Raw genomic sequence first — 20,759 nt, forward strand, 5'->3', positions numbered from 1 at the left:
CCCTGGGGGCTGAAATTTCAAAATACGAAAAGAAAATCGGGCAAATCGTGAAGCGGGGCAACAGGGCCCCTCTGACGACGTGAGTATTTCAGCAGCCTGTTAAGCCTCTAAGACTCCCGATGATCGAAGACATACTCCAATCCGCAAAGCAAACGCTCGTCGAGCGCTTTTCAAGCCCACTACTTGGGGCATTTCTTATCTCATGGGTGGTGTGGAATTGGAAGTTCTTGGTCATCCTGTTCTCGGATGCTTCGGTCACAACAACCTTCGATCTCGTCCATAGGTTAGCCTTCCCAGACTGGACTGCGATTTTGCTTAAGGGGTTCGCCTTCCCACTGATGACGTCTCTAGCGTATGTATTTCTCTATCCATACCCAGCACGCTTCGTCTACGAATTTACATTGAAGCGTCAGAGGGAAATTAACGAAATCAAGCAACGAATAACAAACGAGACACCGTTGACTCTCGAAAGGTCTACGCAACTCCGCGCTGAATTTGTAGCCCGCGACCGTCGCAGCAGTGAGGAGATTCAGCGATTGAACGAAGAGATCACTAGCCTAAAAGCGGCCCTTGATAGCAAGCCCGCAGATTCCGGTTCTTTGTCAAAGACAGTTCATTTGAACAACGAACTGTCACCATCTGAATTTAGTCTCCTGCATCTTCTTAGTACCTCCGGCGGTAGTGCCAACGAGTTTGAAATTATTAAAAAATCTGGTATTGACAGAATAAAGGTAGAGTTTGATCTTGGTGAGTTGTTGAATCGGAATCTGATAGAGCGATTGACTACAGCAACAGGTAGAGCGATCAGATTCACACAAGAAGGTCGCAGGGCGTTTCTGAACTATAAAAAGTCCGACGGTGATACCTAACCAGTCTTACTCTCCTGAAACACAACCCCGCCACCAACTCCCCCGCACCAGCTTCAAAGCTGCCCGGCTCAGATACGCCATCCCCAGCGCGCCCATAGACAGCGTCAAACACCACACCGCCCAAAGCACCGCGCCCACCAGCTTAGCGTCGTTGTCGTTCGCGCCTTGGCCAAGCGCCTGCGGTACCTGGTCAAACATCAGGCCACCGCCCGTGACGATGACGTGAAAAGCGATAAAGCCCAGCAAGGCTTTGGCGTGGAAGTTCATGGGTGTTCCATGGCTGATTTGTCCCGAGGACTGCCCCCCGCATCACACGGTGACAGACCACGCCAGATTGCACAGCTCCTTGAATACCTGCACAATCAATCTTGTTTTCAAGCGCAACATATAAGGAGCCCATCATGCAAAGCATAACCTTGGAGCAGCTGCGTGCTGCAAACGATGCCGGCGGTGTGTCGGGTGTGATCTTGAAGGGGCAAGGCGGGGCGTTTCTGGTTCAGATCGACACCCGCAGCGGCTCTGGAGCCCTGCTGTCAAAGGCCCGCAGCACCGAGCCGCGCCGCTTTGGCAATCCTTTGACGGCCTTCAATGTGTTACGCGAAATTGGCATCACCGTAGGCCAGTTCGACGCGACCGACTACGACCCTGCCGACAAAGAAACGAATTCGGGTAACCGAGGAAGGGCCAACGCCATGCGCGGCGCACACGAAGCCGCCGCCTATAACCAGTGGCTGGCCAGCGAAATCCAGGCATCGCTGGATGACCCGCGACCAAGCATTGCGCACGATGACGTCATGGCCGACATGGCCGCCGAGCTGAACGCCTTGACTCAGAACAAGCGAGTATGACGCAGCCGCTTTTTCGCGTCGCATGGCGTCCGATGGCCCGCGAAGACTTGCGCGCCATCGTGCGCTACATCGGCAAGGACAACCCCACGCGAGCCCAGAGCTTCGGTCAAGAACTGCGCGACAAGACCGGGAGGCTGGCACAGCACCCACAGCTTGGCCGACAAGGTCGGCCGGGTTTGCCAGAATGGTTGCGCGAACTGGTGGTGCACCCGAACTACATCGTGTTTTACCGCGTGCTGACCGAGAGCCGAACCGTCGAAATCTTGCGTGTGAAACACGCAGCGCAACAAACACCTTGAGGGGCGTGCCCTCTTCTTTTACACCTATCGCCATGACGCGCGTCGTTGTCAAAAGCGCAGCGCCTGCGCAAAGCACGTCAATTCCCTTTAGCAACAGGTCATTGCCCCTCGCCAACAGGTGCTCTTTTGGCCCCATGTGCTTGAATTGGTTTTTTTGTTTTCAACCTCTTCCAAGTCACATGATCAACGCCCCCACCCAGCAAGCGCTTTTGGCCATCATGGTTCACGCCGCCATGGCCGATGGTGAAAAGTCCCAAGACGAGCGTGACTTTGTGCGCGACTTGTCCTTGCAGCTCGACGAGCAAGGCGGCGCCAAGCAACTGGCCCAGGCTGTGCAGGCCGCGCTCTTGGGGCGTTTGTCGGCGCAGCAAGCCGCAGCGCAACTGCAAGACCCGATGCACCGCCAACTGGCCTATGAGTGGGCTACCGCCGTGTGCCACGCCGACGGCCTGTGCAGCCCGGCCGAAGCCGCGTTTTTGCAGCGCCTCAAAACCGATTTGCAGCTGGGTGGTGCGGAGCCCGAGACTACCGCGCACACCCAGGCATTGGCCCAAGCCGCCTATGCCGAAGAGGCCGCCGCGCCGCTGCACGCTGTACGGGCGGCCACCGCTTTGTCAGGCGTCGCCTTGGCCGGCGCAGCGTCCGCCGCATCGGCCGGGACCTTGGCACACACCACGCCCGCTGTGCCTGCTGCGCCCGCCTCGCCCGCCGCCCCCACTGCGGCCGCTGCGCCCGCTGTGGACAACGCCGCCATCGACCGCTCCATCCTCAACTACGCCATCTTGAACGGCGCGCTGGAGTTGCTGCCCCAGTCCTGGGCGTCCATGGCCATCATTCCGCTGCAAATCAAAATGGTCTACCGCGTGGGCCAGGCCCACGGCGTGTCGCTCGACCAAGGCCACATCAAGGAATTCATTGCCGCTGCGGGCGTGGGTCTGACCTCGCAATACATCGAAGAGTTTGGCCGCAAGCTGCTGGGCGGTTTGCTGGGCAAGGCGGGGGGCAAGCTGCTCGGCGGTATTGGCAGCCAGGCCACGGGCATGGCGTTTTCATTTGCCAGCACTTACGCGCTCGGCCATTTGGCCAAACGCTATTACGCAGGCGGTCGCGTCATGTCCACCGACTTGCTGCGCCAAACTTACCAAGGCCTTTTGAGCAGCGGCAAGACCCTGCAACAGCAGCACTTGGGTGACATCCAGACCCGGGCGTCCACCCTGGACGCGGGCGAGGTGATGCGCATGGTCCGGGGCTGAATGGCTGCGGCGCGCCATCTGGCCAAGTCAGCCGCCCCAAGCCGCGACCTCAAAAACCTGGATGCGGCGGGTTGGCCAAGCGCGCTGCCCCGAACGGGGTCACTTCTTGAACTTGACCCACTTGAACAACATGAAACCGTCGGCACGCTGGTAAGCGTCAACATTGGATTTGGCACCCCAGGTGACCATTTGCTGGTGCAAGGGGATGTGGCCGACATCGTTGGCGTGCAGGGTCAGCGCCTCTTTGATCAGGCGGTTGCGCTGCGCCTCGTTGGTCTCGACCTGGATGCGGTGGGTCAGGTCATCCAGCTGGGGGTTGCTGTAGGCACCAAAGTTCCACTGGCCCTGCGCACCCGCCGGGGAAGCCAGCGCGGTGAGCAAGAGGTGGTGCGCGTCGAAGCCGGCTGGCGACCAACCCAGCATGAAAAACGACAGCTCTCGCTTGAGGGCACGCGGGAAATAGGTCGCCTTGGACTCGGTCTGCAGCCGCACCTTCACATTGACGCGGGCCAGGTTCGCAGCAACGGCCTGGCAGATTTCACCGTCGTTCGCGTAGCGGTCAGTGGGGCACTGCATCGTGATCTCGAATCCCGCCGGATAGCCTGCATCGGCCAGCAGCTTGCGCGCCGCCTCCGGGTCATAGGGCAGGCGTTTTTCCGCGTCGGCTGAAAAACCGCGGATCCCGTCGTTGATCATGCCGCCTGTGGGCCGGGCCAGGCCGCGCATGACTTTGCTGGCGATGGTATCGATGGCCTGGTAGAGCGCATTGCGCACCCGCACATCCTTGAAGGGGTTTTTGCCTTTGACGCTGCTGCCCGGTAATTCATCGCGGTGCTGGTCAAAGCCCAGAAAAATGATGCGCGCCTCGGGCGACTGCAGCACGGTCAAGACCTGCCGTTCCTTGACGCGCTGAAAATCCTGCGGGGGCACGGGATCGATCAGGTCCACCTCGCCGGAGACCAGGGCTGCGACGCGTGTGCCATCGTTAGCAATCGGCATGAAGGACACTTCGTCGATGTTGGTTTCATGCTGTCCCCACCAGCTGGCATGGCGAACCATGACGGTGCGCACACCGGGTTGGCGCTCTTTCAAACTGAAAGGACCCGTGCCATTGGCCTTGAACGTGGCGGCGTTCTCCACCCCTTTTCGGCGGTCGACCGGTCGGGTGGCGTTGTTGGTTTCGGCCTATTTTTTGTTCAGGATCAGGATGTTGGAGATGACATCCGGCAAGATGGGGTTGGGTTGGGTCGTGCCGTCTCGATTTCGATCTGGTAGGGCCCTGTCTTGCGCACTTCCTTGACCGTGGCCAATTGCGAGCGCACATCCGAACCTTCGCCCCGCGCACGGTCCAGAGAGAACACCGCATCGTCGGCCCCGAACGATGCACCGTCATGAAAGACCACCCCCTGGCGCAAGTCAAATTGCCACACCATCGGCGACTTAAGCCGCCAAGCAGTGGCCAGCGACGGCCCCAGGCGCAATTGCTTGTCGCGCGTGACAAGCGACTCGAACACGTTGTAGAGGAAAGACAGCTGCACCGCCTCATTGAGCGAATGCGGATCGAGCGACAGCACGTCGCCCTGGTTGGCCACCCGCAAAACCAGCGGCTGGGATGGGCTTTGGCTGTAGGCCGCCGGGGCCAAGCTGAGCCCTGCCAAAAGACCGATGGCGATGGCGCGTGCGAAGCGGTTGTGCATGTCTTGAATCCCGAAATGAGTGCTGTATTGACCTGTCGGCGCATGCTAACAGAGGCTATGGTTTTCATGCCCCAAGCTTGGGCATGTCGTTCAGAGGCGAGCACCAGGTCTGCCGTGATGGCGAATAAGGATGCATTGAGTGGCGGCATCCGTGCGGTAAGAGACCGATGCTGCTAGGATGAATTTGATTCAATGCACCCACCCCAACACCGACTTGTCCCATGATGCTCTGGCTTTTTTCCCTCTTGCCCTCCCTCTTATCACCCGTCCTGTTCCTTTTTTGTGGAGCCGCCATGGCCGTTGAAGAACCGCGTTACACCGTGCTCGTCTCAGACCCGCCTTTTGAGGTGCGCCGCTACGCCGCCTTCACGGTGGCCCAAACGCAAATTCAGGGGGATTTCGATGCCGCCAGCCGCAGCGGCTTTCGGCGCATCGCGTCCTACATCTTTGGCGACAACCTGCAAGCCGGGCTGGGTGCGCAGCGCAAAATTTCCATGACCGCGCCCGTGACCGTGGTGCCCGAAGACCAAGGTTGGCGCGTGCATTTTGTGATGCCGTCCGCTGAAAGCGTGCAGACCCTGCCCCAGCCGCTCAACCCGCAAATCCAGTTGCGCCCCGTGCCCGAGCACGAGACAGTGGCGGTTCGCTTCAGCGGCTTTACCACCCAAGCGAGCATCCAGGAGCAGACCGAGCGCCTGCGGGCTTGGGCGCAGGCCCGCCAACTCAAGCTCAGCCCCACCGCCCAAATCGCCCGCTACGACGACCCTTTCACCCTGCCTTGGAACCGGCGCAACGAGATCTTGATTGACCTGATGCCCTGAAAGCGGGCAGGCTCAATGGCCCGATGCGGCCTGCGCCGCTGACCACCTGTTGTAGCCTTGGGCGATGGTCCAAAAAGTCTTGCAGCCGTGATGGGGCGCATCCGTCAAAAACTCATTCAAGCCCAGCTTGAGGCCCTGCCCGCACCGCGCAGCGATGCCATGCTGTGCCCGCTGTGCGAGCGGCCCATTCCGCCCAGTCAACAAGACGCGCACCATTTGGTGCCCAAGTCGCACGGTGGCGCACAAACCGTGGTGCTGCACCGCATTTGTCACCGCCAAATCCATGCGCTGTTCACCGAGACCGAATTGGCCCGCACTTACGCGACGGTCGAGGCCCTGAAGCAGCCCGAAGAGATGGTCCGCTTCATCCGGTGGGTGCAAACCAAGCCGGACGCGTTTTTTGAAAAAAGCCGCAAGAGCCAACGGCTCAAAAGCCAGCGCTGAGCCCCGACCTCATCCCTGTCCTCAGACCCATTGCGTCAGCACAAAACCCGCTGCGGCAATATGGCTCAGCGTCATCAGCACCGAGAAGCTGTGCAGCACTTTGAAGCGGGCCCTGGCTTGCGTGTCGGTGGCGCGGTTGATGGCGGGCATGAGCAGCTGGCGCGTGAGCACAGTGGTCAAGGCGATCATCAACATCAGACTGGCGGCCAGCTCATTGTCGGGTCCGGCCAGGCCTGCGGCGACCAAGGCGGTCACGGCGACAAATGCATAAAAGTGCGGGAATGCTTTGCGCAGCAAAGGCCCAGCCACATCAGCGGGCAAGGCGGAAAAAACAAACGCCGCAAAACCGAACGAATACAACACCATGCCGCCAAACAGCAAGGCCACGGTCAAAATAAAAATAATGTCGCTCACAAGCATTCCAGTCGGTCGGGATATTTTCAGCTTATGGCATTTGCAAAACTGCTGCGATGCCCCTCAAGCCTGAGGTAGCAATCGCGCAACCCATCAGGCATCGCCATGAAGGATCAAGGGAGCCCAAGCCCCGCTTGGGCTTTGTGGTTTAAACGCTTTGAGGCACGGCAAAAGCGGCCAACTTGGCGGCCATTTGCTCGCGCTGCAAAGGGGAATATTCGTCACAGCGGCTGCTGCGGTCGGGCATGCGCAGGTAGTTTACGGTGGGTGATGCCGCATTTTTGAGGCTGAGGCTTTTGAAAGTCCACCAAGTCACAAAGGCCATGGTGAGCACGGCCACATGGCCGATCATGTTGTAGCCAATGAAGACCAGTTCGCCCACATACAGGCCAAACGCCAAACACCAAAAGCAGCTGAGCAGGATCATGCTCAGGTATTTGGTCTGGTCGGGAACGCCTTTGAGCGCGTTGCGGTCAATGTTCAGCAGGTCCGGAAAGGACTTGAACAAGAGGTAAAAAAACTTCAGCAAAGAAAACATGACAGACTTTCAAAAAATGACAAAACATAATTCTTGAAAATCATGCACGAATGCAGATGGTAACCCGGAATTTAATTTATTTATTAATTTTCAGATATTTTTAAAATTTTTTAATGAATTTCTGATACGAGTACGATAGTCGACGATTTGCCCCGTCAATCCTTGAAGCACAAACCGCGAACCCGCCAGAAACCACCATGCCCACAACACCCACCACCAGCCGGATCGAACTGAAAGACTTCCATCTGAGCACCCGCATCGGCACCTACGCCCCCGGCGACACCGTGCCCGAGTACCACGCGCTGGACTTGACGCTGTGGATCGATCCCGATCTGGTGCTGATTCCCGAAGATGGCATGGCCCATGTGTTGGATTACGACCCTTTGGTGATCGAGATCGAACGACTGGCAGCCGACGGGCTGTACGAGACCCAAGAGCGGCTGATGACGCGCATCGTGCAGGCCTGCGCGGACTACCCGGCGATTGAGGCGCTCGAGATGGCTCTGCGCAAATTTCCGGTGCGTGCGGGCAGCGGATCTTTGGGCGTGCGCTTGAATGTGGGTGGCGCGCAACTGCAGCGCATGCGAGGCGTCAAGGCCTGAGCAACGCCCAGGCTCTGGGCCCTGACGCCTGCTCGGGACGCGCCCCACTCAAGGCGTGAGCCACTTCCAAGTGCTGGCGCTCAACCGCGCCCTGCGATGCCCGTCGCGCGACAACTCCAACCAGTCCATCTGAAGCACCTGCGCACGCAGCATGGCAAAGCTGTGCGCTGGCGCGGGGGCATTGACCGTTTCGGCGTCTGCCGCGCCGCCTAGCGGTAACACAGCACCTGGCGGCAAAGGCGACAAATAATCGCCCGCAGCCGCCGACTGCTGGACCTTTTGCCACAGCGCCTCGACCTCCAGGCCAGACGTGATGACCGAACAGGCCACCCGCACCCGCAATTGCCAACTCAAACGCGCACTCCAAAACACCAACATCGCTGAAGCTTGAGTCATCAATTGAGCCACTTTGGGGCTGCGGCTGTCGGTGTAAAAAGTCAGCTGCCCGGCCACCGCATCCACCTGGCGCAACACCACGGTGCGGGCATCGGGCAAACCGTTAGCGTCGACACAAGCCAGCACGGGCGTGCGCCACTCGTGGTGCCGGTCCAAGCTGGCACGGGCCAGCTCTTTCCAGATTTGCGGGCGTATTTCCTCGGGCGTTTGCAGGTGGATTTTCATGGATCGGGGGTTAAGGGGGCAAAGATGAAAGAGGATAGGTAAAATCAATCAAATGGCCCGAGGCATCAGCCCAATCACCCCTTTTTAGACCATGCCACGCCGCAACGCCCCCCAAGCGATCCATCACCTTGAGTTGCTTTGAATTTATTTCGGGTAACGACTGGCCACACTACGGTACATGGCCAGCAAAGATTGGCTGGCAGACAAACTGGTGGCATGTACATACATCACAAGACCTGTCGATGGGCTCATTTGCAAACGCTGCCCGCCGTGGCCCAAGAAGCAAAAGGTATCGACGCCGCCGCACCCCAACCATGTTTGAAAACCGTACGCGGCGGAGCCATTGGGTAAAACCACCTGACTTTGCCGTGTCGTGGCCTCTTTCAGAAATTGGCCAAAGCATGTATCTTTGGCGCGCTCCTCCAAAACGTAGTGGCCCAATCGGATCCAGTCATAGGGATGTGCCGTAAAACCCGAAAATGCTGCAACTTGGCCCAGACTGTTGTGGGACCAAGAACCCCCTTGGCTGGCACCCATAGCGTGCCAAATCTCGCGTTCAAAAAATTCAATGAATTTTTGACGGGTAGCGTCTTCCACCAAGAAGGCCAAGGCCTGTGTGTCAAGGTTGTTGTACAAGCCCTGTTGACCCGACGGGGCATACTTTTCATCCGCTTTCACCATCAGGCTCACGAATTCATGCGTCATCTTGCCTTGGTATGACTTGGCCAGTGTCTCAGCTTGCACTTGTGGTGTGGGCGAACCTGTTGGCGAATAAACGGGCTTGTTCGAGCCACTGCTCATGGCCAATAAATGACGGATCTTCGCGTTCCCCCAAGAGGTGCCGCGCAGCCTGCTGGAATACACAGAGGCGCTCTCGTCCACATTGGCGATGGCGCCATTGCAAATGGCTTTGCCAACAGCCAATGCCGTCAAGCTTTTGGCCATGGATGCGCTGGAGGGACGAGACTTCTCGTTGACCCATCTTTCGTTGTATTTGCGGTGAATGATGCTGCGCTTGTGCGACAGGATGACGATGCGGTGAACATCGGGATCAAATGCCTGATCGACCAGAGGGGATAAGCTGGAATTCAAACTGTCCGTCGCTATCTCCAAATTGGACACTGTGGGCGACGCAGAAACGGACTTGGAGGTGGGAAGCCACTCCAGGCCTTTGGAAAAATCTGCCCAAAATTGATCGGTTCCTATTTGGCCCTTGTTGTTTTGTGCAAGCGCCGCCCCAGCATAAAAAATAGTGAGGGATGCCAAACCCAATGCGAGTAAATTTTTTGTCCGCACATTCATTGATCGCTCCATTTTTATAACCTGTCACAAACTACTTGCTGCCCAACGCAAGCCATGCTCTGGCGATGGGGCAGATCGGGTCGACATGCCTATCAGCCGAATTGCTGAAAAGCACAAACACCCGCTGATTGGCCGGGTCGGTGCTCCATGCGATGCTTAGCCCCCCATAACCGGTGGCCCAGAAGCTGTAGGCCGCCAGAGCGTTGTCGGTCCAGGTCAAGCAGCCGTAGCCACCGATGCTGTTCATCAAACCCGGCGCACGAGTCTGCGGGGTGCCCATGTCCCGGATGAATCGGGAAAAGTACGTGTCGCCCGGGCGCTGCTGGTCGACATGCATCGCAAACTGAATTCAGTCGATCGGGGCCATGGGCAGCATGGATTTCACTGGACAGATCAGTTGGCTTTTCATTGTCATTTTTATATTTTCTGCTAAATAACCCGTAGAGTCCAATTGTTCTTTCATTGCAAATTGCCCGGATCCATCACCCTCTTGGCCCCCAATGCGTTCAAGATGACCGCCGCCCAAGACTGATTGCACGGACACCCTACAACACCAAAATCTCCACACTGCCCGTAAGCACAGGGCGGCACAGAATTTTGTAGCCATCGGCGTCAAAATGGGCAGCCACTTGGCTGGCGGTTTGGCTCAGTTGGCGGGCGGCTTCGGCGCTGGGGGTGCTGCCCAGATAGCACCAGTGCTGGACAACGTGGATTTGCGTGAATTCGCCATCGCGCTCGACCAAACCCACCGCACCCGGGTAAGGCCAGCATTCCACACGCAGCGCCAGCAGGCTGCTGAACAAGCGCTCGCGGTGCGCCTCAGGGCTTTCATCGCCCCGGCACACGCCCGCGCATTGGCGGATGGCGGACCTGAAGCAGGCTTTGCCGGGGGGCAGTTTTTCCAGGCCCAGCGGGCCGTAGCACAGCTTGTTTTGGTCGGCCACAGCACGCAGCGCATCCAGCGCGGCATGGCGGCTGGCGTACAGGCCATACAGCTCGGGCTGGCTGGCAAAGTCGATGTCGCGGGCGTAAACCACTTGCGGCACCTCGCCCGTCATTTGCAGGCTGCACAGCTGTTGGTTGCGGCGCAGTTTCTGGTTGAACAGCGGGTGCTGGGCCTTGATCATTTGCGCCTCCAGCAGCAGCGCCCCGATCTCGCCCGCCGTGCGGATGTGGCTGATGCGCTGGGTCTGTCGCAGCATGCGCGCTTCGTCGGGGGTGCGCAGGTGCGAGAGCAGGCGGGCGCGGATGTTGATGCTTTTGCCGATGTACAGCGGCAAATCGCCTTCTTGGCCATGGAAGGTGTAGACGCCTGCCCCGGTGGGTGCGTCTTCGATGGCTTCGCGCAGGTGCTGCGGGTATTCGTAGACCCGGCTTTCTTCAAAGTCGTCGCGGCGGTGGCGAGGGGAAATGGTGGCCATGTCAGATCATGTCAGATCAAGTGGCGTGTTGGTGAATGGTCGCGATCACCACGCCCCAGATGTCCACGCTTTGGCCGTCCTTGGGCACGATGTCGGGGTAGTCGGGGTGGGCCGCTTGCAGACGCAAGCCCTCACTGGGCAAACGCAGGGTTTTGCAGGTGAAATCACCGTCAATCACGGCCAGCACGATGTGCCCATCGGCAGGCTCAATGGCGCGGTCCACCAACACCACCGAGCCGTCCAGGATGCCGGCGTCGCGCATGCTCTCGCCGCGCACGCGGATGTAAAACGTGGCCTGCGGGTGTTTGACCAATTGCTGCATGAGGTCGATGCGCTCGACCTGATGGTCCTCGGCAGGCGACGGGAAACCCGCCGCAATGCTGGCGGGCAAGGCCTGCAGCCACCAGTTTCCGGGGGGCAGGGCTTGGGGCGTGTCGGGGGCATGCATGGCGTGAACGGCTCAATATACTGTTTATATTTACAGTATACTGGCGTGGTCATGCTTCTTGCAGTTGCCTGACATTTTTGTTGATTCACGCCCCGGTCTTTGCGGCTCGGGGCGTTTTTTTATGGCCAGCGGTGTCGGTCTCTCAAGGCCCTGCGGGTGTTGCTTTGTGCCTATCGCTGCAGCCGCCAGATGAACTCAACCCACCACCGGCTGCGCCACCAACTTCACACCCAGGGCCTTGCACACACGGGCGACGGTATCAAACCGAGGGCTGGCGTCCGGACGAAGCGCTTTGTACAAAGCCTCGCGGCCAATGCCCGCGTCTTTTGCGATCTGTGTCATGCCACGGGCACGGGCAATGTCACCCAAAGTGGCTGCCAACAATGCAGGATCACCGTCTTCCATCACCAAAGTCAGGTACTCGGCAATGCTTTCATCGTCTTGCAGCATCTCTGTGATGTCGAAGGGTCGGGTATCGGGTTTCATGGTTCACTCCTTGAACAAACGGGCCAACTGAACAGACGCAGCGATGTCAACCGCTTGAGTGGACTTGTCGCCACCGCCAAGCATCACGATCAACACAGAACCTTGCTGGATGTAGTACATGCGCCAGCCTGGTCCAAAAAATTCGCGCATTTCCCAGACGCCCTCGCCTACGGGCTTCACATCGCCCAGGTTCCCGAGTTGAGCTTTGCGCAACCTCATTCCAAGGCGCTTGCGAGTCAGACTGTCCTTGAGTCCATCCAGCCAAGCATCAAAGTCTTTTGTGGTCTCTACTTGGTACATGCGTCGATTGTATTCGATCGAATACAAACATCGCCACCTCACAGGTGGGTTCCTACAAAAAATCCATCCCTTTCCTGTCGCTCAAGACTTCATGACATGTCAACAAGTATGGGCGCTCAGGCTGCCGAGCGGCTCAGAAAATTCGGCGCGCCAGCTTTCGCTCACTTGCAGCGGCCAGGCGTCGGTCCAGGTGCCGGTGGTGATCACATCGCCCGCTTGCAGGTCGACCGCACCGGGGCATTGGCGCAGTTCTTTCAAAAAGTGGTGCAAGGCATTCAGCGGGCTGTCGAGCACGTTGGTGCCGCAGCCCTGCTCCACCGCCTGGCCGTTTTTGAACAGCGTGACTTGGGCCTGCGCCAGCAGGGTGTGCAGGGCCTGCGCATCGGCGGCCAGTTGCTCAACGGGCAGGCGCTGGCCCACCAGCAGGCGGGCGTGCAAGCCGCTGTCGGCCATGGTGTCGGTGGCGGTGAACTTCCAGTCCAGGCAGTGCGACTGCACGACTTCAAAACCGGGGGCCAGCCAGTCGATGGCTTCAAACAATTGCTGCGGGCTGGCGTTGGCTGGGGGCGTGGCTTTCATGCCGAAGACGATTTCAGGCTCCAGCCGGGGCTGGCAGGTGTGGGTCAGGTCGATGCTGCCTTCGGCAGACCCCGATGCAGCGGGCTCGGCAAAGCTGAGGCCTGTGTCCCAGACCGTGCCCCACATGGGGCCAAACACCTCGTAGCGCTGCCACAGCGTGCGGTTGGTGAAACCGATCTTGTAGCCTTTGGCCACTTCGCCGCGCTGCTGGCGCAACTGGCGCACAGCCAAGGCTTGTTGGTAGGCCGCAGCCGTGTCGGGGCCGCCCACCACGCCGGGGGCCTGGCCCCACAAAATGGCTTGGTCGTGGTGCTGCAAGAGTTGTTCGGGGGTCATGGGGTGTCTCCTGATGACAAGTGAAATAGAACGATGCTGACGGGCCAAGCGCGTGCTGCATCAGCGCTGCAAAAAGCCTTGCAGACCCAGGCCACATCGCCGTGGCTGCGGGTGGACTCACAGGGCCACATAACGGCCGTCGCCTTGACGGGCAATTTGCCCCTGCGCCAGCAGTTCATCCAAGTGCATGCCGATGGTGTTGCGTTCGGCGCAAGGCACAAAGGGCACGTCGTAGCCTGCGGGGTACAGCAGGCGGCGGCTCACCAGCTCGTCCAAGCTGTGCGGGGCTTGCAAATAGCCCAGCAGCTGCGCGCTGCGCTCGTCGATCTTGCTGGCAAAGCGCGCCAGGTCGGCCATGAATTGCGCCCGGTCGGTCACCACCGCCTTGTGGTGTGAGGTGGCCCAGATGCGGGCGTCCAGCTCGGCGACTTTTTTCAAGGTTTCCCGAAAGTCGCTCAGGCTGGAGGTGGCGTCGCCGTAATACGGACCAAAGCTGCTCAGGTCGATGTCGCCAATGAAGGCCAGACCTTCGCTCTCGACCACCAAGGCGCAGTGGCCTGCGGTGTGGCCCGGCAGGTGGTGCGCCCGCACGCGCACGCCGCCGCCCAAGTCCCACACCGCGCCGTCGCTGTAGCCAGTGGCGTCGGGCCGGGGCTGGTAATGAAAATCCTTTTGCACGATGCTCAGCATCGCGTCCAGCACGTCTTGGGGGTAGCCATAGTGTTGGCACAAGCCGTCCCACGATTGGGCCGCCGCCAAGTCGGCCTCGTGCACCTGCACTCGGGCTTGGGGCAGGCGGTGCAGCCCCGCCATGTGGTCTTCGTGCACATGGCCCAAGATGACCAGGTCCACCGTGTCCAGCTCGGGGCCGATGCGGTTGGCCACTTCAGGCGTGTCAAAGGCCACCCGGGTGTCGGCCCCCTGCACGATGAGCTGGTTGCCGTCGGGGTACTTGCCGGACTTTTCACCCAGGTGCACACGAACCGCACCAAAATTCAAAACCGAGGTCATGGCTTCCTTTCCTGAACTGCGCCCCATCCAGGGCGCGACAGGCCACTATAGCCAGCGTGACACCCCGATGCTGCCGCGCGCGCTACAGTGAACCGCATGACCGACCTGCCCTCCCCCGCCACCCTGGCCCCCACGGCCCTGATCGACAGCGACCACCCGGACGTGATCGCCCTGGCGCGCCAACACGCGCAAGGCGCCTCCGACCGCGAACGCGCGGTGTCGCTGTACCTGGCGGTGCGCGACCGCTTTCGCTACGACCCCTACCGCATCGACCTGTCGCCCCAAGGTATGCGGGCCAGCTCGGTCATCGCCCAAGGCTCGGGCTGGTGTGTGCCCAAAGCGGCGCTGATGGCCGCAGCCTGCCGGGCGGCGGGCTTGCACGCCCGCCTGGGTTATGCCGATGTGCGCAACCACTTGAGCACCGAGCGCTTGCGCCAGACCATGCAGACCGATGTGTTCATCTGGCACGGCTATGCCGACATTTGGCTGGACGGCCAATGGGTCAAGGCCACACCCGCTTTCAACATCGAGCTGTGCGACAAGTTCGGCCTGCTGCCACTGGAGTTTGATGGTCGAAACGATTCGATCTACCACCCCTTTGACAAGGCAGGCAACCGGCACATGGAGTACGTGAACCAGCGCGGCACCTTTGACGACATGCCGCTGGCGCAGATCGTGACCGACTTCCAAACCGTCTACAGCGGCTGGATGGCCGAAAAAGCCCCCTTGAAGGAAGCCAGCTTCGAGCAGGATGTGGCCAGAGAAACGCGATGACCCAACGCGCACTGGTGCTGCTGGACTCGATTGCGCTGGTCAACGCCTCGCATGCCGGCTCGGTGATCGTGTCGGGCTCGCACGGCGGCTTGTCAGCCTCGCATTTTGTGACCGCGCAAACCCACAAGCCTTTTGCTGTGGCCTTCAACGATGCAGGGGGTGGCAAAGACGATGCCGGTCGCGTAGCGCTGCACGAGTTGCAGGCCGTGGGCGTGCTGGCCATTTTGTATGCGCACACCTCGGCCCGCATTGGCGAAGCGCAAGACGGGCTGGACAACGGCGTGGTCAACGGCCTGAACGCGCTGGCTCTGGCGCACGGCCTGCAGCTGGGCATGCGGGTGTCTGACGCGGTGCGGCACTTGGTTGAAAACTCGCGGGGTTAAGGGCCATGCACCTTCTTCAACACCTGCGCAGCTGCCGTCTTTGGCTGTTCTTGAGTTTGGGACTTGGGGCATCGGCCTATGGTCAGCCCGTGTCGGAACTTCTGCCGAGTGCCAACGGTTTGGCGCTGAAAGTTTGGGTGTTCCATCCCCCTCAACAACCAAGTGACACACAGCGCCCAGTGGTGGTGGCACTGCACGGATGTGGCGGCATGTACGCCACGGTCGGTTCGCGCAAAGGCCAGCTCAGTGCACGCCATCAGGGCATGACCGATTTACTGCTGGCCCGAGGCTACAGCGTGGTTTGGCCCGACAGCCTCACACCCCGACAAGAAACCAGTTTGTGCGAACAACGCATGGCATCACGCCAGGTGCGGCAGAGCCATCGGCGCAGTGACGTTCACACCACCTTGGCTTGGCTTGCCCAACAAGCCTGGACAGATCAGCAACGGGTTGCCTTGCTGGGTTGGTCCCATGGTGGCAGTGCCGTGCTGGCCAGTTCGGACAGCACACAAAAACTCCCTCCGTCCAGCGTGACGCCAGACATCGCTTTGGCCTTTTATCCGGGCTGCGCCGATGCACTGCGGCGTGCTTATCAGCCGACTTGGCCTGTGCACATGCTGCTTGGGGCCTTGGACGATTGGACCCCTGCTGAGCCCTGTGTGGCTTTGGCCGAGAAAGCGGGCATGAGCTTCAAGCTGTACCCGGACAGCCACCACGGTTTTGACAACCCGGTGGGACAAGTCCAACACTTGCCCCGTGTGCCCAACGGCCAACATCCGGGCATGGGCGTTCATGCTGGGCGCAACCCTGTGACCGGCCCGCAGGCCTGGCAGGATGTGCTGGACCTGCTCAAGACACGATGGCCGGTTCCAATCGCTCACTGAGCTGACGGGACGCAGCGGCCAAAGGCACCGATTCAAAGGCCACACGGCTGGGCACGTCGCAGGCCACCCACATGGCGGGCGGCTGGGTGTGCATGACGATGCCGGCCACGCTTTCGACGCGGCTTTCGGGCGGCACGCTCGGGTCAGGGCTGCGGCAGATGGACAAAAAGCCGTCCGATTCGTCGCGCAAAAAGTGCTCCAACTCGGCTTGCCCGATGGGTGTTTGCAGCGCATGTTGATGTGCGGTGCCCAAGCGGTTGTGGCTGGACAAGCCCGGGCCCATGGGGGCTTGCTCGGCGAGCAGCGATTCGCACACAAAATGGTTGGTGTGCACCACCACGCCACGGGTGGGCGTGACCTCGGCCCAGCCCGCGGGCGAGACCTCAAAGCAGGCGGCCTGGCCCTGGGCATCGGCGCAAGGCACATTGGAGGCCGCGCCAAAGCCCAAACCCAGTTCAGTCTGCAAAACCTGCAAACGCTCGCGGGCGTGCGCCACCGAGCGGCAGTCGAGCAAATGGCGCAGCAGCACATGCACCGGCACACCCAGGCGGCTGCCGTCGCGCACCGAGCGCAAGATGTTCAGGCCCAACGCAAAGCCCGATTGGTTGATGCCGATCTTGGCCAGCATGCCGGCCTCGGTCAGGGTGGTGATGCTTTGGCCGCTGGGGCCTTGGGTGTGCAGCACCACCAGGGCTTCGCGCTGGCGGCCCATCCAGTCCCAGTTTTGCGCGAGCCAGGCTTGGCCGGTGCGGCTGGCCGCGGCGGTCACACCCATGGCGGTGCATTCGCCGTCGTGCAGGGCGCTGTCCCAGGCGGCTTGCTCCAGCCAGTCGGGCAGGCCTGCGGCGCGGTTGGCGGCCAGGGCCGCTGATGCGGCGTCTTTCAGGTGCGGCGCATCCGCCAAAAACGTGGGCGGCAAAATTTCGGTGCGGCAGTTCAGCGCCATCAGGCTGCCCAGGCTCTGGCCGCTGCTTTGGGCCATGCCGCGCAGCTCGGCCATGAGGTCGGCATCCACCTGCGCAATGACGCCTTCAAAGCGCATGGCCCGCTCGCAAGCGCTGGCCCAGTCGATGCCGCAGGCGGCAAACAATCGGGCGTAAGTGACCACGCTGTGCTGGATGCGGTCCTTGGCATCTTGACCATAAATTTGGCCGCGTTCTTGTGCCGAAGCGGCGTGCAGCGTGTCGATGCAAGGGAACATGTTTTGTCTCCAAAATGGCTTGAACTGCGAAGAAACTTGGCTTGAAGGAGTTCACCTCGAGAGCGATGGTTTTGCGGACAGTTGCACGCCCATCGCCCACGGGGTGGGCTCCTACTAAATCAGACCTGCGGCAGGTTTTGAGGTGGCATCCAAATCGATCGCCGACTGGGCAGGCTCCTTCGACAGCGGTTCAAGCATGAGTCTCATGCCCATGGCCCGACACGTCAACCCGGACCCACTGAGATTCGCCTTCGCACTGGCACCTCGGTGACTGTGACATGCCAGCACACGGGGCCATCATGGACGTCTGTTGAACTGGAGACCCTGCCATGCGTTTACTGATCGCAATGATGATGCACGAGACCAACACCTTCTCGCCGGTGCCCACCGACTTGCAGCGCTTTGCACTGGGCCCGGGCGAAGCGCCACCGCGTGGCGACGCGGCCATTGCGGCGTTTCGCGGCACGGGCACGGCCACAGGGGCGTTCATTGATTTGGCCGAGCACGCGGGAGCGGAGTTCGAGCTGGCCCTGGGTGCACACGCCGCGCCCAGCGGGCTGGTGTTTGACGATGCCTACGAGTCCATGAGCCAGGCCATTTTGCAGGCCGTGGCGCGGGGCGGTTTTGACGGCATTTTGCTGGACCTGCACGGCGCCATGGTGAGCGAAAGCCATGAAGACGGCGAAGGCGAGTTGCTGCACCGCATCCGCGCCATCGACCCCAAAACGCCGATTGGCGTGGCTTATGACATGCACGCCAACGTCTACGCCGACATGGTCGAGCTGGCGCAAACCGTGGCGGGCTACCAGACCTACCCGCATGTGGACATGTATGGCACCGGCGTGCGGGCGGGCACGGCCCTGCTCAAGCTGCTCCAAGGCCAGGCCAAGCCCACCACAGCTTGGGGCCGCTTGCCCATGATCCCGCACATCATGCGGCAAAGCTCGCTGGACGAGCCCAACCGCTCGATCCAGGCGCGTGCCCAGCAAATGGAGGCCGAAGGCGCTTTGTGCGCCAGCGTGTTCACCGGTTTTCCGCATGCCGACATCGAGAACGCGGGCCTGTCGGTGGTGGTGGTGACCGACAACGACCCGGCGCTGGCCCAGCGCCTGCGCGACGAACTGATGCAAATGGCTTGGGACAGCCGCGCGCAGTGGGTCTACGGGGTGGAGCCGCTGGCGGCTTCGGTGGCCCGAGCCAAGACCCTCACCGAGTTCCCGGTCATGTTGCTCGACCATTACGACAACGCGGCCTCGGGCGGCACCATGGACACCACCGCCGTGCTGGCCGAGGTGCTGCGCCAGGGTTTGCGCAACGTGGCGGTGTTTGCGATTTTTGACCCGCAGGCGGTGCAAGAAGCCATTGCAGCGGGCATTGGTGCGCAGGTGCGGCTGCAAGTGGGCGGCAAGATGGCCATGCCGCTCATGCCGCACCGCAGCGCACCGATTGAGTTGAGCGGCGTGGTCAAGCTGATCTCGAACGGCAAGTACCGCAACAAAGGCCCCATGAGCCAAGGTGCCCGGCAAAACATGGGCCAGGCGGTGGTGATCGACACAGGCGATGTGGAGGTGGCGCTGATCTCGCGCCATGTCGAGCCCTTTGACGTGAACGCCCTGCTGTGCCTGGGCATCGACCCGACGCAAAAGGATTTTGTGGTGCTCAAAAGCCGGGTGCACTGGCGCGCTGGCCTGGGCCACCTGGCCCGCGCCACAGTGGAGTGCGCCGGGGCCGGGGCCTGCACCTCGGATTACAGCGAATTGCAATTCAAAAAACTGCGCCGGCCGATCTACCCGTTGGATGCGGGGGTCAGCTGGTCAGCGACCGACTGATCGCGGTCAGAGACTGTCCCCACCGATCAACACACGGCCCATCTGAACCCAAGGCTGACCCGTGGGAGTGGTCTGCGACCGCGATCGGTGTTCTGCAGAAGCGGGTTTCAGCCTCAACACGCACCAACAAGACCGGGTCTCAAAACACCCGGGTCAAGCGGGCTGCAGCGCCGCCCGCTTGACGCGCCACAGCAGCCACAAAGCGATGCTCAGGTTGAGCGCGTTCCACAGCACGCCGTTGATGAACGCCGCGTGGTACGAGCCGGTGAGGTCAAACACCTTGCCCGACATCCAGCCGCCCAAAGCCATGCCCAAGAGGGTGGCCATGATGACCGCGCCCACGCGTGAGCCCGCTTCTTTGGCCGGAAAGTATTCGCGCACGATGATGGCGTAGGCCGGCACGATGCCGCCTTGAAACAGGCCGAACAAGGCGGAGATGATGTAGAGCGAGACCAGACCATTGAATGGCAAAAACAAGAGCAGCGCCACGCCCTGCAAAACCGAGCCCAGCACCAGCGTGCGCAAGCCGCCAATGCGGTCACAAATGGCCCCGGAAATCAAACGGCTGGCGATGCCGCTGGCCAGCATGAGCGAGAGCATTTCTGCGCCGCGTGCCGCGCCAAAACCCAGGTCGGTGCAGTACGCCACGATGTGCACCTGCGGCATGGCCATGGCCACGCAACAAGCCACACCCGCCACGCACAGCAAAAACTGTGCGTTGTTGGGGCTCAGGCCAAAGGGCCGCTGCGATTGCAGAGCCTGGGCGCTGCCCACCACCGGGGTTTGCAGCAAGGGCGGGCGCTGGCGCATCAGCAGGCTCAGCAGCACCATGCCGATGCCACAAAACAGGCCCAGCGCCACATAGGTGCTGCGCCAGCCCACGGTCTCGACGCCGTGCTGCGCCAAAGGCGGCCAGATGGCCCCGGCCACGTAGTTGCCGCTGGCGCACACCGCCACGGCAATGCCCCGGCGTTTGCGCCACCACAGAGAGGTGTCGGCCACCAAGGGCGCAAAAGTAGTGGAGCTGCCGATCAGCCCCAAAAGCAAGCCATGTGCCAGCGCAAACCACCAGATGTTGCCCGACAGACTGGCCGCGATGAAACCCAGGCCCGTGCCCACACCGCCCAAAAACAAAGGCACATGCACCCCCGCGCGGTCGGCCCAGCGGCCCATGAACAGGCCCCCGACACCAAAGCCGATCATCATCAAGGTGTAGGGCAAGGAAGCATCGGCCCGGCTGACGCCGAACTCGGCCTGCACAGCAGGCAGCACCACGGCAACCACGTACATGCTGGAGCCCCCCAGCGTCATCAGGGCCAAGGTGACCAGCAAACGCCTGGCAGCGTAAGCAGAGTCGATCAGGTGTTCAGCAGCAGCGGTGGATGAGCTCATGCCCATA

At 60.8% G+C, this 20,759-nt stretch carries 27 protein-coding genes; 11 read left to right on the plus strand and 16 right to left on the minus strand.

The genetic code is table 11. From position 1 onward, the window contains the following. Nucleotides 1–119 precede the first annotated feature (119 nt). Nucleotides 120–869 carry a hypothetical protein gene (locus tag QZ190_RS00545; RefSeq protein ID WP_291912271.1) on the plus strand — a complete coding sequence of 250 codons (750 nt, stop codon included), beginning with the start codon at nt 120–122 and terminating at the stop codon, nt 867–869. Nucleotides 870–875: 6 nt separating this feature from the next. On the opposite strand, the gene QZ190_RS00550 is transcribed toward QZ190_RS00545, so the two are convergent. Continuing rightward, complete coding sequence (locus QZ190_RS00550) at nt 876–1,136, minus strand: hypothetical protein (protein ID WP_291912273.1); 261 nt, start codon at nt 1,134–1,136, stop codon at nt 876–878. Nucleotides 1,137–1,270: 134 nt separating this feature from the next. Here QZ190_RS00550 and QZ190_RS00555 point away from each other — a divergent pair, with 134 nt between their 5' ends. The 3 genes from QZ190_RS00555 to QZ190_RS00565 all read left to right on the plus strand — a co-directional run bounded on the left by QZ190_RS00555 (nt 1,271) and on the right by QZ190_RS00565 (nt 3,269). Next, nucleotides 1,271–1,717 (plus strand): hypothetical protein, encoded by a 447-nt coding sequence (locus QZ190_RS00555; protein WP_291912275.1) that lies wholly within the window; start codon nt 1,271–1,273, stop codon nt 1,715–1,717. Further along, nucleotides 1,714–2,016, plus strand: coding sequence for a type II toxin-antitoxin system RelE/ParE family toxin (locus tag QZ190_RS00560; RefSeq protein WP_291912276.1), 303 nt, complete (start codon nt 1,714–1,716; stop codon nt 2,014–2,016). The genes QZ190_RS00555 and QZ190_RS00560 overlap by 4 nt, the downstream gene beginning before the upstream one ends. Before the next feature lie 179 nt (nt 2,017–2,195). Beyond that, nucleotides 2,196–3,269 carry a DUF533 domain-containing protein gene (locus QZ190_RS00565; RefSeq protein WP_291912279.1) on the plus strand — a complete coding sequence of 358 codons (1,074 nt, stop codon included), beginning with the start codon at nt 2,196–2,198 and terminating at the stop codon, nt 3,267–3,269. A 99-nt stretch (nt 3,270–3,368) separates the two neighbouring features. Here QZ190_RS00565 and QZ190_RS00570 read toward each other — a convergent pair whose 3' ends face one another. Together QZ190_RS00570 and QZ190_RS00575 are read right to left on the minus strand one after the other, a co-directional pair. Then, entirely contained in the window at nt 3,369–4,409 is a 1,041-nt protein-coding gene (locus QZ190_RS00570) for an ABC transporter substrate-binding protein (RefSeq protein WP_291912281.1), read from the minus strand. 62 nt (nt 4,410–4,471) lie between these two features. Next, nucleotides 4,472–4,966 carry an ABC transporter substrate-binding protein gene (locus QZ190_RS00575; protein ID WP_291912283.1) on the minus strand — a complete coding sequence of 165 codons (495 nt, stop codon included), beginning with the start codon at nt 4,964–4,966 and terminating at the stop codon, nt 4,472–4,474. Nucleotides 4,967–5,259: 293 nt separating this feature from the next. Between QZ190_RS00575 and QZ190_RS00580 the strand changes: the two genes are divergently transcribed. Together QZ190_RS00580 and QZ190_RS00585 are read left to right on the plus strand one after the other, a co-directional pair. Beyond that, nucleotides 5,260–5,787 carry a heme-binding protein gene (locus tag QZ190_RS00580; protein ID WP_291912285.1) on the plus strand — a complete coding sequence of 176 codons (528 nt, stop codon included), beginning with the start codon at nt 5,260–5,262 and terminating at the stop codon, nt 5,785–5,787. A 90-nt stretch (nt 5,788–5,877) separates the two neighbouring features. Further along, nucleotides 5,878–6,231 carry an HNH endonuclease signature motif containing protein gene (locus tag QZ190_RS00585; protein ID WP_291912287.1) on the plus strand — a complete coding sequence of 118 codons (354 nt, stop codon included), beginning with the start codon at nt 5,878–5,880 and terminating at the stop codon, nt 6,229–6,231. Nucleotides 6,232–6,252: 21 nt separating this feature from the next. On the opposite strand, the gene QZ190_RS00590 is transcribed toward QZ190_RS00585, so the two are convergent. After that, complete coding sequence (locus QZ190_RS00590; RefSeq protein WP_291912289.1) at nt 6,253–6,645, minus strand: DUF4149 domain-containing protein; 393 nt, start codon at nt 6,643–6,645, stop codon at nt 6,253–6,255. Between the two features lie 148 nt (nt 6,646–6,793). Beyond that, nucleotides 6,794–7,183, minus strand: a complete 390-nt coding sequence (locus tag QZ190_RS00595; protein WP_291912291.1) for a hypothetical protein — start codon at nt 7,181–7,183, stop codon at nt 6,794–6,796. Nucleotides 7,184–7,380: 197 nt separating this feature from the next. Here QZ190_RS00595 and QZ190_RS00600 point away from each other — a divergent pair, with 197 nt between their 5' ends. Next, nucleotides 7,381–7,785, plus strand: a complete 405-nt coding sequence (locus QZ190_RS00600) for a dihydroneopterin aldolase (RefSeq protein WP_291912292.1) — start codon at nt 7,381–7,383, stop codon at nt 7,783–7,785. A gap of 48 nt (nt 7,786–7,833) precedes the next feature. Here QZ190_RS00600 and QZ190_RS00605 read toward each other — a convergent pair whose 3' ends face one another. The 9 genes from QZ190_RS00605 to QZ190_RS00645 form a co-directional block, all read right to left on the minus strand. After that, nucleotides 7,834–8,406, minus strand: coding sequence for a pyridoxamine 5'-phosphate oxidase family protein (locus tag QZ190_RS00605; RefSeq protein ID WP_291912295.1), 573 nt, complete (start codon nt 8,404–8,406; stop codon nt 7,834–7,836). Nucleotides 8,407–8,550: 144 nt separating this feature from the next. Further along, entirely contained in the window at nt 8,551–9,708 is a 1,158-nt protein-coding gene (locus tag QZ190_RS00610) for a serine hydrolase (protein WP_291912297.1), read from the minus strand. A gap of 31 nt (nt 9,709–9,739) precedes the next feature. After that, nucleotides 9,740–10,045, minus strand: a complete 306-nt coding sequence (locus QZ190_RS00615) for a hypothetical protein (protein WP_291912300.1) — start codon at nt 10,043–10,045, stop codon at nt 9,740–9,742. A gap of 208 nt (nt 10,046–10,253) precedes the next feature. After that, a complete protein-coding gene (cho, locus tag QZ190_RS00620; protein ID WP_291912303.1) occupies nt 10,254–11,129 on the minus strand; it encodes an excinuclease Cho in 876 nt (291 codons plus the stop codon). A 16-nt stretch (nt 11,130–11,145) separates the two neighbouring features. Continuing rightward, nucleotides 11,146–11,577 (minus strand): LexA family transcriptional regulator, encoded by a 432-nt coding sequence (locus QZ190_RS00625; RefSeq protein WP_291912305.1) that lies wholly within the window; start codon nt 11,575–11,577, stop codon nt 11,146–11,148. 195 nt (nt 11,578–11,772) lie between these two features. Beyond that, nucleotides 11,773–12,063, minus strand: coding sequence for an addiction module antidote protein (locus QZ190_RS00630; protein ID WP_291912307.1), 291 nt, complete (start codon nt 12,061–12,063; stop codon nt 11,773–11,775). A 3-nt stretch (nt 12,064–12,066) separates the two neighbouring features. Continuing rightward, nucleotides 12,067–12,363: a type II toxin-antitoxin system RelE/ParE family toxin gene (locus QZ190_RS00635; protein WP_291912309.1), complete on the minus strand. Its 297-nt coding sequence runs from the start codon at nt 12,361–12,363 to the stop codon at nt 12,067–12,069. A gap of 99 nt (nt 12,364–12,462) precedes the next feature. Continuing rightward, a complete protein-coding gene (locus QZ190_RS00640; protein WP_291912312.1) occupies nt 12,463–13,278 on the minus strand; it encodes a fumarylacetoacetate hydrolase family protein in 816 nt (271 codons plus the stop codon). Nucleotides 13,279–13,395: 117 nt separating this feature from the next. Beyond that, entirely contained in the window at nt 13,396–14,289 is an 894-nt protein-coding gene (locus QZ190_RS00645; RefSeq protein ID WP_291912314.1) for an MBL fold metallo-hydrolase, read from the minus strand. Nucleotides 14,290–14,385: 96 nt separating this feature from the next. Here QZ190_RS00645 and QZ190_RS00650 point away from each other — a divergent pair, with 96 nt between their 5' ends. From QZ190_RS00650 to QZ190_RS00660, 3 genes are read left to right on the plus strand one after another with little or no spacing between them, the layout of a single operon-like run. Next, nucleotides 14,386–15,063 (plus strand): transglutaminase family protein, encoded by a 678-nt coding sequence (locus QZ190_RS00650; RefSeq protein WP_291912316.1) that lies wholly within the window; start codon nt 14,386–14,388, stop codon nt 15,061–15,063. Next, entirely contained in the window at nt 15,060–15,446 is a 387-nt protein-coding gene (locus QZ190_RS00655) for a hypothetical protein (protein ID WP_291912317.1), read from the plus strand. Before QZ190_RS00650 ends, QZ190_RS00655 begins: the two co-directional genes overlap by 4 nt. Before the next feature lie 5 nt (nt 15,447–15,451). Continuing rightward, nucleotides 15,452–16,330: a dienelactone hydrolase family protein gene (locus tag QZ190_RS00660; RefSeq protein ID WP_291912319.1), complete on the plus strand. Its 879-nt coding sequence runs from the start codon at nt 15,452–15,454 to the stop codon at nt 16,328–16,330. Here the strand turns inward: QZ190_RS00660 and QZ190_RS00665 are convergent. Next, complete coding sequence (locus QZ190_RS00665) at nt 16,296–17,531, minus strand: C45 family peptidase (RefSeq protein ID WP_291912321.1); 1,236 nt, start codon at nt 17,529–17,531, stop codon at nt 16,296–16,298. The genes QZ190_RS00660 and QZ190_RS00665 overlap by 35 nt on opposite strands. A gap of 329 nt (nt 17,532–17,860) precedes the next feature. Here QZ190_RS00665 and QZ190_RS00670 point away from each other — a divergent pair, with 329 nt between their 5' ends. Further along, nucleotides 17,861–19,360, plus strand: coding sequence for a M81 family metallopeptidase (locus QZ190_RS00670; protein WP_291912324.1), 1,500 nt, complete (start codon nt 17,861–17,863; stop codon nt 19,358–19,360). A gap of 153 nt (nt 19,361–19,513) precedes the next feature. Here the strand turns inward: QZ190_RS00670 and QZ190_RS00675 are convergent, their stop codons facing one another. Beyond that, nucleotides 19,514–20,752 carry an MFS transporter gene (locus tag QZ190_RS00675; protein ID WP_291912325.1) on the minus strand — a complete coding sequence of 413 codons (1,239 nt, stop codon included), beginning with the start codon at nt 20,750–20,752 and terminating at the stop codon, nt 19,514–19,516. Between the last annotated feature and the right edge of the window lie 7 nt (nt 20,753–20,759).

It is taken from the genome of Limnohabitans sp. (assembly GCF_017848645.1).
Taxonomy (GTDB): domain Bacteria; phylum Pseudomonadota; class Gammaproteobacteria; order Burkholderiales; family Burkholderiaceae_C; genus Limnohabitans_A.

Excerpts from the sequence above, each read along its gene's own strand:
- QZ190_RS00545 (WP_291912271.1), top strand. The coding sequence starts at position 120 with ATGATCGAAGACATACTCCAATCCGCAAAGCAAACGCTCGTCGAGCGC.
- QZ190_RS00550 (WP_291912273.1), bottom strand. The coding sequence starts at position 1,136 with ATGAACTTCCACGCCAAAGCCTTGCTGGGCTTTATCGCTTTTCACGTC.
- QZ190_RS00555 (WP_291912275.1), top strand. The coding sequence starts at position 1,271 with ATGCAAAGCATAACCTTGGAGCAGCTGCGTGCTGCAAACGATGCCGGC.
- QZ190_RS00560 (WP_291912276.1), top strand. The coding sequence starts at position 1,714 with ATGACGCAGCCGCTTTTTCGCGTCGCATGGCGTCCGATGGCCCGCGAA.
- QZ190_RS00565 (WP_291912279.1), top strand. The coding sequence starts at position 2,196 with ATGATCAACGCCCCCACCCAGCAAGCGCTTTTGGCCATCATGGTTCAC.
- QZ190_RS00575 (WP_291912283.1), bottom strand. The coding sequence starts at position 4,966 with ATGCACAACCGCTTCGCACGCGCCATCGCCATCGGTCTTTTGGCAGGG.
- QZ190_RS00580 (WP_291912285.1), top strand. The coding sequence starts at position 5,260 with ATGGCCGTTGAAGAACCGCGTTACACCGTGCTCGTCTCAGACCCGCCT.
- QZ190_RS00585 (WP_291912287.1), top strand. The coding sequence starts at position 5,878 with ATGGGGCGCATCCGTCAAAAACTCATTCAAGCCCAGCTTGAGGCCCTG.
- QZ190_RS00595 (WP_291912291.1), bottom strand. The coding sequence starts at position 7,183 with ATGTTTTCTTTGCTGAAGTTTTTTTACCTCTTGTTCAAGTCCTTTCCG.
- QZ190_RS00600 (WP_291912292.1), top strand. The coding sequence starts at position 7,381 with ATGCCCACAACACCCACCACCAGCCGGATCGAACTGAAAGACTTCCAT.
- QZ190_RS00605 (WP_291912295.1), bottom strand. The coding sequence starts at position 8,406 with ATGAAAATCCACCTGCAAACGCCCGAGGAAATACGCCCGCAAATCTGG.
- QZ190_RS00610 (WP_291912297.1), bottom strand. The coding sequence starts at position 9,708 with ATGAATGTGCGGACAAAAAATTTACTCGCATTGGGTTTGGCATCCCTC.
- QZ190_RS00615 (WP_291912300.1), bottom strand. The coding sequence starts at position 10,045 with ATGCATGTCGACCAGCAGCGCCCGGGCGACACGTACTTTTCCCGATTC.
- cho (WP_291912303.1), bottom strand. The coding sequence starts at position 11,129 with ATGGCCACCATTTCCCCTCGCCACCGCCGCGACGACTTTGAAGAAAGC.
- QZ190_RS00625 (WP_291912305.1), bottom strand. The coding sequence starts at position 11,577 with ATGCATGCCCCCGACACGCCCCAAGCCCTGCCCCCCGGAAACTGGTGG.
- QZ190_RS00630 (WP_291912307.1), bottom strand. The coding sequence starts at position 12,063 with ATGAAACCCGATACCCGACCCTTCGACATCACAGAGATGCTGCAAGAC.
- QZ190_RS00635 (WP_291912309.1), bottom strand. The coding sequence starts at position 12,363 with ATGTACCAAGTAGAGACCACAAAAGACTTTGATGCTTGGCTGGATGGA.
- QZ190_RS00640 (WP_291912312.1), bottom strand. The coding sequence starts at position 13,278 with ATGACCCCCGAACAACTCTTGCAGCACCACGACCAAGCCATTTTGTGG.
- QZ190_RS00645 (WP_291912314.1), bottom strand. The coding sequence starts at position 14,289 with ATGACCTCGGTTTTGAATTTTGGTGCGGTTCGTGTGCACCTGGGTGAA.
- QZ190_RS00650 (WP_291912316.1), top strand. The coding sequence starts at position 14,386 with ATGACCGACCTGCCCTCCCCCGCCACCCTGGCCCCCACGGCCCTGATC.
- QZ190_RS00655 (WP_291912317.1), top strand. The coding sequence starts at position 15,060 with ATGACCCAACGCGCACTGGTGCTGCTGGACTCGATTGCGCTGGTCAAC.
- QZ190_RS00660 (WP_291912319.1), top strand. The coding sequence starts at position 15,452 with ATGCACCTTCTTCAACACCTGCGCAGCTGCCGTCTTTGGCTGTTCTTG.
- QZ190_RS00665 (WP_291912321.1), bottom strand. The coding sequence starts at position 17,531 with ATGTTCCCTTGCATCGACACGCTGCACGCCGCTTCGGCACAAGAACGC.
- QZ190_RS00670 (WP_291912324.1), top strand. The coding sequence starts at position 17,861 with ATGCGTTTACTGATCGCAATGATGATGCACGAGACCAACACCTTCTCG.
- QZ190_RS00675 (WP_291912325.1), bottom strand. The coding sequence starts at position 20,752 with ATGAGCTCATCCACCGCTGCTGCTGAACACCTGATCGACTCTGCTTAC.